This is a genomic window from Bradyrhizobium ontarionense (assembly GCF_021088345.1).
GTDB lineage: Bacteria > Pseudomonadota > Alphaproteobacteria > Rhizobiales > Xanthobacteraceae > Bradyrhizobium > Bradyrhizobium ontarionense.
This window is the reverse complement of record NZ_CP088156.1, coordinates 1,550,179-1,562,816: the sequence shown is the minus strand read 5'-3', so window position 1 is coordinate 1,562,816 and position 12,638 is coordinate 1,550,179. Positions and strand designations below refer to the sequence as shown.

The window sequence follows — 12,638 nt, the reverse complement described above, 5'->3', positions numbered from 1 at the left end:
AACGGATTCTGAAGCCGATGCACGGACCTGCATCGGCTTTTTTTGCTATAGGAGGTCAACAAGATCGACAGGGAGGTCGCGCGTGACGACATCGGCCGAGGCTCGGCAGAGCACGCCATCGGACTATCGCATTCTGAATGAAACGGATCTTCGCAACTATCTGGCGGAGACACCGGCGGTCACTGCGCAACTCGGCGGATCGGCCGATCACTGGTCGATCACCGAGGTCGGCGACGGCAACCTCAACCTCGTCTTCATCGTCAAGGGGCCGTCTGGCGGACTTGCGGTGAAGCAGGCACTGCCTTATGTGCGCCTGGTCGGCGAGAGCTGGCCGCTGCCGCTGTCACGCGCGCACTATGAGCATCTGGCACTGACCCATCAGGGTCGGCTGGCGCCCGCACTGGTGCCGGCCATCGTCCATCATGATCCGGCGCTGGCGCTGACCGCGATGGAGCTGCTCGAGCCGCATATCATCATGCGCAAGGGTCTGGTCGCCGGCTCCATCTATCCAGCCTTCACTGATCACATCACGACCTTCATGGCGCGGACCTTGTTCTTCTCGTCGGACCTCGCGCTGTCAGCCGCGGCGAAGAAGGACGCGATCGCGAGCTTTGCCGGCAACCATGCGCTGTGCAAGATCACCGAGGACCTGATCTTCACCGATCCCTACCGCGTTGCCGAGCAGAACCGCTGGACCGCGCCATGGCTCGATAGGACTGCCGCCGAGATCCGTGAGGACCTTGATCTCCATGTCGCGGTCTCCAGGCTCAAGCTGAAGTTCCTGTCCAGTGCCGAGGCGCTGATCCATGGCGACCTGCACACCGGCTCGATCATGGTTACGGACACCGAGACGAAGGTGATCGATCCCGAATTTGCCTTCTACGGTCCGATGGGCTTCGACGTCGGCGCTCTCCTGGCCAATCTGTTGATGGCTTATTTTGCGTCTGCCGGACACGAGCAGACGCCGGGGAATCGGGAGGTCTTCGAGACGTGGGTGCTGGCGACGGTCGACCAGGTCTGGAGCGCCTTCGCGGATGAATTCCTGTCGCTGTGGCGCAAGGAGGCGACCGGCGATGCCTATCCGCCGTCGCTGTTTCCTGGCGAGGCCGGCGCAGCCCGGTTGGAGGTGGAACGTCAGGCCTACATGGCAAGATTGTTTCAGGACGCGGTAGGTTTCACGGCGGCCAAGATCATCCGCCGTATTCTCGGCCTGGCGCACAACATCGACTTCGAGCAGATCGAGGACACGAAACGCCGCGCCACCTGCGAGGCGCGGGCGCTGCGGCTGGCGCGAACGCTGATGGTGGAGACGGCGTCGTTCACGTCGATCGAGGCGGTGACACGTGCAGCGCGCGAGTCGCGCTATTGGCGGCCAGGGTTTTGATCTGCTGTCCTTGTTAGTCTAGAGGATTGCACTGCCTCGACACACGCAGGTGCACCCTCTCCCCTTGCGGGAGAGGGTGGATCGGACGAGCGAAGCGAGTTCGAGCCGGGTGAGGGGTCTCTCACCGCGAGTGAGCAAGCGGATGGAAACCCCTCACCCGCCTGCGATGCTTCGCATCTCCGGCACCCTCTCCCGCAAGGGGAGAGGGTGCACCGCCGATGACGCGCGATCGAGTTTGGCCACCAGGAAAAATTAATCCGCCGCCTTCGCCCGCAGCCTCTGCGCATAGACGTTGATCACGAGCGCGGCGAGCAGGATCAGGCCGCGGATCAGGATCTTCAGGAAGCTGTCGATGTTGACGTGGTCGAGGCCGTTGTTGAGCACGCCGAGCACGAACAGGCCGACAATGGTGTTGCCGATGCCGCCGCGGCCGCCGAACAGGCTGGTGCCGCCGACCACGACGGCGGCGATCGAATCGAGCAGGTAGGTGTCGAACTCGTTCTGCTGCGCGCTGCCGAAATGCGCCACGCCGAGCATGCCGCCGATGCCGGAGCAGACGGCGGAGATCACCATGACACTGCCGAGGATCAGCTTCACGTTCAGGCCGGAATATTCGGCGGCCTCGCGGTTGCCGCCGACCATGTAGACGTAGCGGCCGAACCGCGTGTAGGTCAGCACGAGGTGGCCGAGTAGCAGCATGATGGCCGCGACGATCACGATCCATGGCACGCCGGCGATCGTGCTCGAGCCGAGCGTCGTGATCAAGGGCGGCACCTTGTAGGCGATCTGGCCACGCACCAGCATGGCCGAGATGCCGGCCGCGATCTGCATCATCGCGAGCGTCATGATGAAGGAGGGAATGCCGATCACGGTCAGGCCGAAGGCGTTGACCGCGCCCAGCAGGGCGCACAGGGCGAGCGCGAGCAGGAGGGCGGCCCAGCCCGGCATCGGCACGTTGGCGATGTTGACGTAGGAATCCTGCAGCGTGAAGAACGCGACCGCGATTCCCGTGACGTTGGCGATGGCGGCGATCGACAGGTCGATCTCGGCGCACAGGATCACGAAGGTGAGGCCGACTGCGATGATGCCGGTCACCGAGACCTGGGTCAGGATGTTGCCGACGTTGTCGATCGTCGCGAAAGAAGGACTGGCGATTGCGAAGAACGCGCTGAGGAAGATCAGCGTCAGGAAAGGCGCGATGTTGCGCATCTGCGAGCGCAGCACCGAGGCAATACCTGTCCGCCGCGAGTGCACCTCCGGCATCGGAACGGTCTCCCCATGCGCCATGAATGTCTCCTATGCCGCCTCGAGCAGGCGGTCTTTGCTGATGGTCTCGCCGGCGAATTCGCGCACGACCTCGCCGCGCTTGAGGACGATGACGCGATCGGCCAGCGACAGCACGGTTTCCGGCTCGGTCGAGAGCACGATCACGGCGATGCCCTGGTCGCGCAGCTGCCTGATGATCTGGATCACGTCGCTCTTGGCGCCGACGTCCATGCCGCGGGTCGGCTCGCACAGCACCAGCAGCCGCGGTGGATGGCTGAGCCATTTGGCCAGTGCGACCTTCTGCTGGTTGCCGCCCGAGAGCAGTCCGAGATCGATGTCGACATCCGCAGGCCGGATCTGCAGCTGCTCGACCTGGCGTCTTGCGAGCGCGCGCTCGCGCGCCGGCTTCAGCAGCACCGCATTGATGCGGTCGAGGATGCTGATCGAGATGTTCTTGTAGACCGGCTCCTGCAGGAACAGCATGTCGCGCCGGCTCTCGGGTACGAAGGCGATGCCGGCGCGGCGCGCGTCGGCCGTGCTCTTGAACCGCTTGCGCCGGCCCGAGACGCGCAGCTCGCCGGCGTCGGGTGCGAGCTTGCCGAACAGGATGCGTGCCAGCTCGAGCTGGCCGCAGCCCATGAAGCCGTAGATTCCCAGCACCTCGCCGGCACGCACCGCAAACGACACGCGCTTCAGGTTGCGCGCCAGCGACAAACCATCGGCTTCGACGACCACGGGCTTGTCAGCCGGCGGCGCGGGCAGGGTGATGTCGTGGCTGTAGCTGTCCTCCAGCGCATCACGGCCCTTGCCGATCATGGCCTCGATCAGCGCCGCCTTGCTTGTCGCGGCCGCCCGCGACTCCATCACCTTGCGGCCGTTGCGGAACACGGTGACCTCGTCGGAGATCAGCAGGATGTCCTCGATGAAGTGGGAGATGAAGACGATGCCGGTGCCCTGGTCGCGCAGCTTGCGCAAGGTCGCAAACAGCCGTTCGACCTCGGGCGGCGACAGCGCCGAGGTCGGCTCGTCCAGGATGATGATGCGGGCGCCGGAGAACAGCACGCGTGCGATCTCGATCAGCTGCTGCAATCCGATCGGCAGGTCGCCGAGCCGGCTCATCGGATCGGCGTCGATGCCGAGCTTCTTGAGCTGCTCGGCCGCTTCGCCGGCCATGCGCCGCCATTGCACGAGGCCCAGGGCGTTGGTGGGCTGATTGCCGAGGAATACGTTCTCGGCCACGGTGAGATCAGGGGCAACGCTGAGCTCCTGATGCACCATGGCAATGCCGGCCGCGCGGGCATCCCGCACGGAGCGGAAATGAACCTCGCGACCGTCGAGCAGGAAACGGCCGGAGAAGCCGGTGTGCACGCCGGCGATGATCTTCATCAGCGTGCTCTTGCCGGCGCCGTTTTCCCCGACGAGACCATGGATCTCGCCGGGGCGAAGCGTGAAGTCGACGCCGCGCAATGCGGCGACGCCGCCGAACGATTTGGTGATGTCCTGCAGGTCGATAAGAGGACGGCGGCTGTCCGACATGGGAGGGGACTTTAGATCAGGAAGTGATCCTCCATCCATTGCATGCCGGCTGCGTTCGCCTTGGTGACGACAGGACCGTCGGTGATGACGTGCTTCGGAATGCCCTGACCGCTCTTCTCCCCGGCCGTGACGGCCGCGACGCCGGCCACGATGGCGCCGCCATGGATCCGGCAGGACGGATTGCGCACGGTCGCGAACATGCGGCCCTCGCTCACGGCCTGGATCGCCGGTGGCATGGCATCGACGCCGCCGATCAGGATGCTGGTGCGGTTGTGCGCCTTCATGATGTTGTAGGCGGCAAGCGCCATGTCGTCATTGTGGAAGAACGCCGCATCGATCTGCGGATATTTGGTGAGATAGGTCTCCCACAGACGCGCCGCCTTCGACACGTCCCAATCGGCCGGCTGCGTGTCGAGCACCTCGATGTTCGGAAATTGCTTGATCACCGAATTGAAGCCCTTGGCGCGGCCCTGCGCGCCGGTGTGGCCGAGCGCGCCCTGCGTCATGATGATCTTGCCCTTGCCGCCGATCGCGTTCGCCAAGGCCTGTGTCACCGAGGCGCCCATGAACTCGTTGTCGGGCGCCAGGAACGAATGCACGTTGATCTGGTCGAGCGGCGCGATCAGCGTGTCCATGTCGATCACCGGAATGCCGGCATCGATCATCTTCTGCACTGGCTGGGTCAGGGTTCCGATGCCGAACGCCTGGATGGCGACGAAATCCCATTTCTGTGACGCCATATTGTCGATGGCCGCGCGCTGCTTCACCGCATCGAGCTGGCCGTCGAACCAGGTCACTTCGACATTGAGCAACTTGCCCCACCATTCGGCCGCCTGCTTTCCTTGCGCGCACCAGGTGGCCTGAAGGCCGGCGTTGGAGAACGCAGCCTTCAGCGGCTTTTCCGAGCGTCCCATCTCGGCGGCCAGCGCCGGATTGATGCCGAAGCCGGCGAGCAGGGCCGCCGCCGAGCCCGCGGCTGTCGCCGCCTGGAGAAGATCGCGCCTTGTCGTGGAGGTCTTTTCAGTGCCGGACATCCCGTGCTCCCTGTCCCATCGTTGTCCGGCGGCGTCATTGATCGCGCCGCCAAGATGCGCAGTGTTTCACAACCCCATTGATCACGCTACAGGCGGATGTTGTGCGCTGCATACTGGCAACTTTCGCGCTGCACGCACGATGTCAGAAAACGGTGATGCGCCCGTGGTACGCGGCAGCGCAACGTGCGTCGGGCAGCGCATCTATCGGAGACGAGCCTTGACAACGACACGCATCGCCGTGATCGCCGACATCCATCATGGCCAGGATACGCTGACGAAGCGGGGATCGGTGGCGCTGCCGTTGCTCGAGCGCTTCGTCGCGGAGGTCAACGCCGGAAGCTTCGATGCGGTCATCGATCTCGGCGACCGGATTTCGGATGAAGCTCCCGAGCGAGATCGCCTGTTGGAGAGCGATGTCGCGATGTGTTTCGCGAAGCTCGCGGCGACACATCATCACGTCAGTGGCAATCATGATGTCGCGTTCCTCGGTCTCGCGGACAACGAAGCGATTTTCGATCGCCCGAGCGGGTCGCGCTCTCTGATCATCGGCGATGTCAGATGCGTGTTCTGGCAACCCGACGTGAGTCTCACGCGGACGCGTGGCCTTCGCCTGTCCGCGGGCGATCTCGACGTGCTGGTCCAACTGCTCGCGCAGGATGATCGTCCGACCCTGCTCGTCAGCCATGTGCCGTTGTCGGGCCATTCTCAGACCGGCAATTACTACTTCGAAGCCAATCCGGGACGCGCGGCCTATGCAGAGACCGACGCGATCCGCGCTGCGATCGTGGACGCGCCGTGCCCGATCGTTGCGCTCGCAGGCCATGTTCATTGGAATACGCTGACGACGGTCGACGGCACGTCGCATCTGAGCTTGCAGTCTCTGACCGAGACGTTCATCTCGGGCGATCCGGCCGAAGCGGCCGGCATTCTCGATATCGAAGATGGTGTGCTGCGCTGGACCGTGACGGGCCGCGAACCGCTGTCGGTCACGTTGCCATGGCCGGGGACCAAATCGCGGTGGCGTGCTCCGTTGACGAGCTTCGCGGCGTCGGCAGTGGCCTGAGGTGACCGGCGCGTGTTCAGGCAGCGTTCATGCAGGCAACGATACTATTCAGTATGAACAGCGCTGGCGTTGCGGGGAGCTGGCAAAAAAACAAAAAAATAGAGCAGGGCAGCGGGCCCTGCTCGGAAATTGTGTCGACCCTTTAGATATCCCGCAAGTTCAGATTTGATCTTGTTAAGCGGGGTGACGCTGCTTGTTGCGCGCCAGGGTTCCTCCCGAGACTTGGACCACCAGACTTCCGCGAGCGTTAGCCTGAGGCCGAATTCGTAGACGATCTTTTTGCGTTTGTCATCCTTTTCGGCAACGATTGTTCAAATTTCACGCAATCCATGAAATGATCGGTAAGTGCCTGCATCTGATGGTTTTTATTTGCCGATTTTCCCGATATGGGTGCCAAATTACCTCTTGACAGTGCGATGCGAGATTGCCCGCTCGGCACGACAGCGCGCACATCAGTCATCGGGCGCTGCCGAAATGTGCTGACTGTGTTCCCGGCGATCTCGACTCGGGGCACGGGCTGAGGCAGAGAAGCTTCGGTCATTTGGCGAGCTTTCATGCGGCAGCGGCTGCAAGTATTTCTTCCGATCGTGCTGATCGCACTGATGGTGCAGATCATGGCGCCGATCGGTGCAGCATGGGCGGCGGCTACCGCTGCGTCCGACCCGCTGCGCGGGATCGAGATCTGCCACAGCCAGCCCGGTGCACCGTCCTCGGATGAACAGCGCGACCGGCACGTGCGGGAGTCCTGCGCGCTGTGCTGCGCGGCGCAGCCGGATGCGCTGGCCGGGCCGCTTCTGCCCGTCTCCGGTGTTTCCCCGCGCTATGCGAGCGACGTCGTCTGGCGCGCCGCGATTCCAGCGGCATGTGGTGCGCGGGCCTGTTCGGGCGCGCAAGCGCGGGCACCGCCCGCAGTGTGACGTGCGCTGGTCGATAGCGGCCATTTTCTTCCAGAACTGCCATCTGATTCGTCTGCCTGGCCCGACACGGCCGGCGGATATGCGCCAATGTAGGACTTCGGCGCATCGCGATGAACATCGAAAAGGATACTGAACATGACGTTCTTCGGACGCTCTCTGCTTGCTTTTGCTTTCCTGCTCGCCGGCTCCCCCGGTGTCCTCGCCGCGGACGTGACGGCGGGTGATCTCGTGATCGCGCAGCCGTGGAGCCGCGCCACGCCCGGCGGAGCCAAGACCGGCGCCGGCTATCTGACGATCGAGAACAAGGGCAGCGCGCCGGATCGCCTGATCGCAGTGTCCGGCGACGTCGCCGGCAGGATCGAAGTCCACGAGATGGCGGTCACCAACGGCGTCATGACGATGCGGCCGCTCGAGAAGGGGCTCACGATCGAGCCGGGCAAGACCGTGGCGCTGGCGCCCGGCGGCTATCATCTGATGCTGATGGATCTGAAGGCTCCGCTGAAGCAAGGCGACAAGCTGCCGCTCACGCTGGAGTTCGAGAAGGCGGGCAAGGTTGCCGTGACGCTCGAGGTGCAGGCCGTCGGCGCGAAGGGACCGGGTGGCGAGGGCGGCAGCATGATGAAGCAGCATGATCATTCGGGCATGAAGATGTAGTTCGAGCGTTCGCGACGCCGAACGAGGGGCGGCCCCGATGAAACGACGGGCGACCGATGCTGCGCTGATGCCGGGCTTGCTTGCGAGCCGTCCGGCAGCGGCTGGCCGTGTCCGGCGTCCTGCCATCACTCTGCGACAGAGGCTCGGCCGCTATCTGCCGGTCGCGCTGCTTGCATTGCTGCTGCAGGTGCTGGCGCCGGTGGCAGCGTCGGCCTTGACGGCAGCCGCGATCGCGTCCTTCGATCCGTTCGGCGGTGCTGTGATCTGTCACGCCGAGACGGATGCTGCGCCGTCCAATCGCGACGCCGACCGCACGGCTTGCGGTCTCGACTGCGTCATGTGCTGCGTACTCCACGCCGCAGCGGCCCTTGATGCGTCACCCGCTCCGGCCCATGCGGCTCCACAGCTGCGCATGCAGCGCATCGACTGGACGGCGCGCGAGCTCCGGCTCGTCCATCTCCTCGCCTGGTCGCAGGCGCAACCAAGAGGACCTCCCTTTTTCTCCTGAGCACGGGCGTCGTCGTCGGCACCGCACAGCGTGCGCCGATCCGTTTTGGACCAGGAGACCGGCCATGGGAGCCGGCATTGGGAAAGTCAAACATGTTCCGTCGTCATGCCCTCGGTGGCGTGAGCGTGATCGCCATCGAGCTCGTGCTGTTGCAGCCGGCTACGATCGCGCACGCCCAGACCGAGAGAGAGCTGCCGTCCGTCACGGTCGACGCGCCGCGCGCCACATCGCAACGCGGCGCGCGCAAGCCGGCCCAGCAGGTGCGCCAGGCGGGGACTGCCCGCGCACCGAAACCGGCGGCCACGTCGCAGCCGGCGCCGGCCTCGACCGCCAACATCGATGGCGGCGCGGTGAAGGGATCGTTCGAGACTCCCGCAGCCAAGCAGCGTTTCGCGCTGCCGCAGGAAAGCTTCAGCATCACCGCCAAGCAGATCGATGAGACCATCAACCTCAAGGATCCCGAGGATGCCGTCAAATACATGCCGAGCCTGTTCGTGCGCAAGCGCAACGATGGCGACAACATGTCGGTGCTGGCCACGCGCACTTGGGGGGTGAATTCCAGCGCAAGGACTCTGATCTATTACGATGATCTTCTGATCTCGGCGCTGCTCGGCAACAACAACACCAACGCCGCGCCGAAATGGAATCTGATCTCGCCCGAGGCGATCGCGCGGATCGATTATCTCAACGGGCCGTTCGCCGCGGCCTATCCCGGCAATTCGATCGGCGGCGTGCTGCTGATCACCTCGAAGATGCCGGACAAGCCGTTCGCGGTGGCCAAGGAGACGGTGTCGGTGATGCCGTGGAACCAGTACGGCACCAAGGACACCTATGTGACGAGCCAGACCAGCGCGTCGGCCGGCAATCGCGACGGCCGGCTGTCGTGGCTGGTGACGGCGAATTATCTCGACAGCTATCAGCAGCCGCTGACCTATACGACGACTCCATCGATGCCAACGACTGCAACCGGCGCCTTCTTTGCCAGGAACAAGACCGGGACCGAAACCGACGTGGTCGGCACCGGCATCCTGGCTCATTCGCAGCAGACCTCAGGCAATCTGCGGCTCGCCTATGATCTCAGTCCGCTGGTACAGGCGACCTATTCGCTCGGGATCTGGAACAATCACCAGGTGTCGACGCCGCAGACCTATCTGCGCGACGCCACCGGTCGGCCGACCTTCAACAACATCAGTACTTTCGCCAGTGGCCGCTACATCTGGGATCAGACCCAGCTGTCGAACGCCATCGCGCTCAAGAGCGACACCAAGGGCATCTTCGATTTCGATCTCTCGGCGTCGAGCTATAGCTATCTGCAGGACACCCAGCTCAATCCGTTCACCGTGACCGCCACCGGCGTCGGCTATTCGCAGAACGGCAAGATTTCGCGCATGGACGGCACCAATTGGCAGAATGCGGATGCCAAGGGGATCTGGCGGCCATTCGGCTATGATGGTCCGCAGGAAGTCTCGTTCGGCGTGCACGGCGACCGCTACCGTCTGGAGAACCCGACCTACGCATCAGCGGTCTGGAATCAGGCGACGTCGACCGGCACCGGCCAGCTGTATGCGACCGGCGTCGGCGAGACCCGCACCAGCGCCCTCTGGCTACAGGACGCCTGGAAGATCCTGCCCAATCTGAAATTGACGCTCGGCGGACGGCTCGAAACCTGGCGCGCGCTCGACGGTTTCAACGTGAACACATTGACCAGCTCCGCCGGCGCCATCACGCAGTCGGTGGCGACGGCTCAGCCGCAGCTCAGTGCGACGAAGTTCTCGCCGAAGGCATCGCTCTCCTATGACCTCAATCGGGACTGGAACGTCACCGCCAATTTCGGCGAGGCGTACCGTTTCCCAACGGTCGGGGAGCTGTATCAGAATGTCTCGTCGGGCAACGTGATCTATCTCGCCAACCCACTGCTGAAGCCAGAGCACGATTACACCGGAGAGCTGAACATCGAGCGTCACTGGATTGACGGCCGTGTTCGTCTGACGCTGTTCGAGGAAAAGACCTTCGACGCGTTGATATCGCAGTCGACGACTGTGACCCGCAATACGGACGGCGCGCAGATCGTCCAGACCGCCGTCAGCAACGTCGATGCCGTCCGCATGCGCGGCGTCGAACTCTCAGCCGACAAGGACAACGTCCTCATCGACGGACTCCAGCTGTTCGGCAGCGTGACCTATGTCGACTCCAAGATCCTGGCTGATGCGAGCTGGAAGGGGGCAACCACCGTCGTCGGCAAGCGCGTGCCCTATGTGCCGGATTGGCGCGCCAAGTTCGGCGCCACCTACCGGCCGAACGAGAGCTGGGCCTATACGGTCGCGGCGCGCTATAGCGGCAAGCAATATTCGACGCTCGACAACACGGACGTCGTTTCGCATGTCTACGGTGCGTTCGACAGCTTCTTCGTCGTCGACATGAAGGTCCACTACAACGCGACCAAGACTTTCTCCTTCGATTTCGGCATCGATAACGTCTTCAACGAGCAGTACACGCTGTTCCATCCCTTCCCGGGGCGGACCTACGTGCTCGCCGCCAAATATACGTTCTGAGGTGTGACGATGAGCATTCAAGTTGAGACCGGCAGATTGCCGGTGCTCGGACTGCCGGTGTCGTGAGGCGCAGCCTCTCCGCTCTTTTCTTCGCCCTGGCTCTGGTCGTGGCCTTCACGGCCAGCGCTGTTGCGCACGCCGTCCTGCTGTCGGCAGAGCCTGCCGATGGCAGCGTTCTCGCTGCCGTCCCACCGGCGGTCACATTGCGCTTCAACGAGGCGGTCGGGATTGGCGCGCTCACCCTGGTCGACGCGCTGGGCCGCAAGCGCGACGATGTTCGCGTCGATGCGGCCGAGGCGACGGTGGTCATGAGGCTGCCCTCCGATCTGCCGCGGGGCAGCCAGCTCGTCAGTTATCGGGTGATCTCCGCGGATGGCCATCCCGTCGCGGGCGCTGTCACCTTTGCCGTGGGCGCGCCGAGCAGGACTGCAGCGTCGGTCACGCGCGATCGATGGCGTGACGGACTGATCTGGCTGGCCCGGTTGGGCGTGTATGTGGGGCTGTTTTTCGGCGTCGGGGGAGCGTTCTTCCTGACCTGGGTTGGACCGGTGCCATCGGCGCATGGCATCGTGTTCTCGGCACTTGGCGTCGGGCTGGCAGCGGCGGGTCCTTCCATCGGCTTGCAGGGCCTGGACCTGCAGGATCTGCCGCTCGCGAGCCTCGCCACGCCGGAGCCCTGGATCGCCGGGGCGGCGACCACCTTGATGCGCACGGTGCTGGTCTCCGTCGCGGCCATGCTCGCGGCCGTCGGCGCCATGCGGGCCGGCGGGGCCTGGCGCATAATGCTCGCCGCGTTGGCGCTGGCCGGGGTCGGCGTTGCCCTCGTGCTCAGCGGCCATGCCGCGACCGCGCCGCCCGTCGTGTTGAGCCGGGCGGCGCTCGTCGTTCATGGTACGGCCGTGGCGTTCTGGCTCGGTGCGCTGGGTCCGCTCGCCGCTCTCGTCTGCACATCGGATGAAAACGCGGCGTCGGCGCTGAACCGGTTTTCCGCCGTCGCGGTGCCGGTTGTCGGGCTGCTTGCGTTGAGCGGAACTGGGCTTGCCATCCTCGAGCTCAGTTCGTTCCGCGCCCTCGTCGAGACCAGCTATGGGCTGGTGCTGTCGGCGAAGCTCGCCCTCGTGATCCTGCTGCTGTGTCTTGCGGCGCTCAACCGCTATCGGTTCGTGGCCGCCTTCGCGGCCGATCCGCAGTCGCGCGCGCTCGGCCGCTCCATCCTGCTCGAATGTATGCTCGGCGCGGTCATTCTCGGGGTCGTGGCCGGCTGGCGTTTTACGCCGCCGCCGCGCAGCCTAGTGCCGGACACGCCGCTTGGTGTTCACATCCATGGCGACCGTGCCATGTTTCAGGTGCTGGTCTCTCCGGGGCGCGTCGGTCCCGACAGCTTCCTGCTCCAATTGATGAACGCGGATGGCACGCGGCTGCAGGCGAAGGAAGCGACGCTGACGTTGGAGATGCGCGAGGGCGGCATCGGGCCGCTCGAGCGCAAGGCCGTTCTCGGTGCCGACGGCGATTGGCACGTTGGCGACGTGCCGATGCTGTTGCCCGGGCGTTGGCACCTCCGGATCGACGCTCTGGTGAGCGATTTCGACCAGATCAGCCTGGAGGATGAATTCGACCTCAGGCCGCGTTGAGGCCCACGGAACGTTCGCGATGGAGTGGCGATCGGGCCGCCGGCCTGCGTTGAACCTGCGCTTCAGCCAAACCAGTAAAATCATCGACAATCC

Annotated in this window: 10 protein-coding genes; 7 read left to right on the top strand and 3 right to left on the bottom strand. The window is 64.3% G+C overall.

Going from position 1 to position 12,638, the window contains the following annotated elements; translation table 11 throughout:
- The first annotated feature begins 82 nt into the window (after positions 1 to 82).
- Entirely contained in the window at positions 83 to 1,384 is a 1,302-nt protein-coding gene (mtnK, locus tag LQG66_RS06915; RefSeq protein ID WP_231324741.1) for an S-methyl-5-thioribose kinase, read from the top strand.
- A gap of 252 nt (positions 1,385 to 1,636) precedes the next feature.
- Here mtnK and LQG66_RS06910 read toward each other — a convergent pair whose 3' ends face one another.
- Genes LQG66_RS06910 through LQG66_RS06900 form a run of 3 tightly spaced genes read right to left on the bottom strand, consistent with a single transcriptional unit; the run spans position 1,637 to position 5,220 of the window.
- On the bottom strand, positions 1,637 to 2,671 hold the full coding sequence (locus tag LQG66_RS06910) for an ABC transporter permease (RefSeq protein ID WP_231324739.1): 1,035 nt from the start codon (positions 2,669 to 2,671) through the stop codon (positions 1,637 to 1,639).
- Between the two features lie 9 nt (positions 2,672 to 2,680).
- Positions 2,681 to 4,186 (bottom strand): sugar ABC transporter ATP-binding protein, encoded by a 1,506-nt coding sequence (locus tag LQG66_RS06905; RefSeq protein WP_231324737.1) that lies wholly within the window; start codon positions 4,184 to 4,186, stop codon positions 2,681 to 2,683.
- Positions 4,187 to 4,197: 11 nt separating this feature from the next.
- Complete coding sequence (locus LQG66_RS06900; RefSeq protein WP_231324735.1) at positions 4,198 to 5,220, bottom strand: sugar ABC transporter substrate-binding protein; 1,023 nt, start codon at positions 5,218 to 5,220, stop codon at positions 4,198 to 4,200.
- 217 nt (positions 5,221 to 5,437) lie between these two features.
- Between LQG66_RS06900 and LQG66_RS06895 the strand changes: the two genes are divergently transcribed.
- The 6 genes from LQG66_RS06895 to LQG66_RS06870 all read left to right on the top strand — a co-directional run bounded on the left by LQG66_RS06895 (position 5,438) and on the right by LQG66_RS06870 (position 12,545).
- Complete coding sequence (locus LQG66_RS06895) at positions 5,438 to 6,283, top strand: metallophosphoesterase family protein (protein ID WP_231324733.1); 846 nt, start codon at positions 5,438 to 5,440, stop codon at positions 6,281 to 6,283.
- Between the two features lie 554 nt (positions 6,284 to 6,837).
- The gene (locus LQG66_RS06890) at positions 6,838 to 7,200 is read left to right on the top strand and encodes a DUF2946 family protein (protein WP_231324731.1); all 363 of its coding nucleotides are present in this window, start codon (positions 6,838 to 6,840) and stop codon (positions 7,198 to 7,200) included.
- A 135-nt stretch (positions 7,201 to 7,335) separates the two neighbouring features.
- Positions 7,336 to 7,854, top strand: coding sequence for a copper chaperone PCu(A)C (locus LQG66_RS06885; RefSeq protein ID WP_231324729.1), 519 nt, complete (start codon positions 7,336 to 7,338; stop codon positions 7,852 to 7,854).
- Between the two features lie 37 nt (positions 7,855 to 7,891).
- Entirely contained in the window at positions 7,892 to 8,362 is a 471-nt protein-coding gene (locus tag LQG66_RS06880; RefSeq protein WP_231324727.1) for a DUF2946 family protein, read from the top strand.
- 92 nt (positions 8,363 to 8,454) lie between these two features.
- Complete coding sequence (locus LQG66_RS06875) at positions 8,455 to 10,914, top strand: TonB-dependent receptor (protein WP_231324725.1); 2,460 nt, start codon at positions 8,455 to 8,457, stop codon at positions 10,912 to 10,914.
- A 62-nt stretch (positions 10,915 to 10,976) separates the two neighbouring features.
- A complete protein-coding gene (locus LQG66_RS06870) occupies positions 10,977 to 12,545 on the top strand; it encodes a copper resistance CopC/CopD family protein (protein ID WP_231324723.1) in 1,569 nt (522 codons plus the stop codon).
- The last annotated feature ends 93 nt before the right edge of the window (positions 12,546 to 12,638 follow it).

Excerpts from the sequence above, each read along its gene's own strand:
- LQG66_RS06910 (WP_231324739.1), bottom strand. The coding sequence starts at position 2,671 with ATGGCGCATGGGGAGACCGTTCCGATGCCGGAGGTGCACTCGCGGCGG.
- LQG66_RS06905 (WP_231324737.1), bottom strand. The coding sequence starts at position 4,186 with ATGTCGGACAGCCGCCGTCCTCTTATCGACCTGCAGGACATCACCAAA.
- LQG66_RS06900 (WP_231324735.1), bottom strand. The coding sequence starts at position 5,220 with ATGTCCGGCACTGAAAAGACCTCCACGACAAGGCGCGATCTTCTCCAG.
- LQG66_RS06890 (WP_231324731.1), top strand. The coding sequence starts at position 6,838 with ATGCGGCAGCGGCTGCAAGTATTTCTTCCGATCGTGCTGATCGCACTG.
- LQG66_RS06885 (WP_231324729.1), top strand. The coding sequence starts at position 7,336 with ATGACGTTCTTCGGACGCTCTCTGCTTGCTTTTGCTTTCCTGCTCGCC.
- LQG66_RS06880 (WP_231324727.1), top strand. The coding sequence starts at position 7,892 with ATGAAACGACGGGCGACCGATGCTGCGCTGATGCCGGGCTTGCTTGCG.
- LQG66_RS06875 (WP_231324725.1), top strand. The coding sequence starts at position 8,455 with ATGTTCCGTCGTCATGCCCTCGGTGGCGTGAGCGTGATCGCCATCGAG.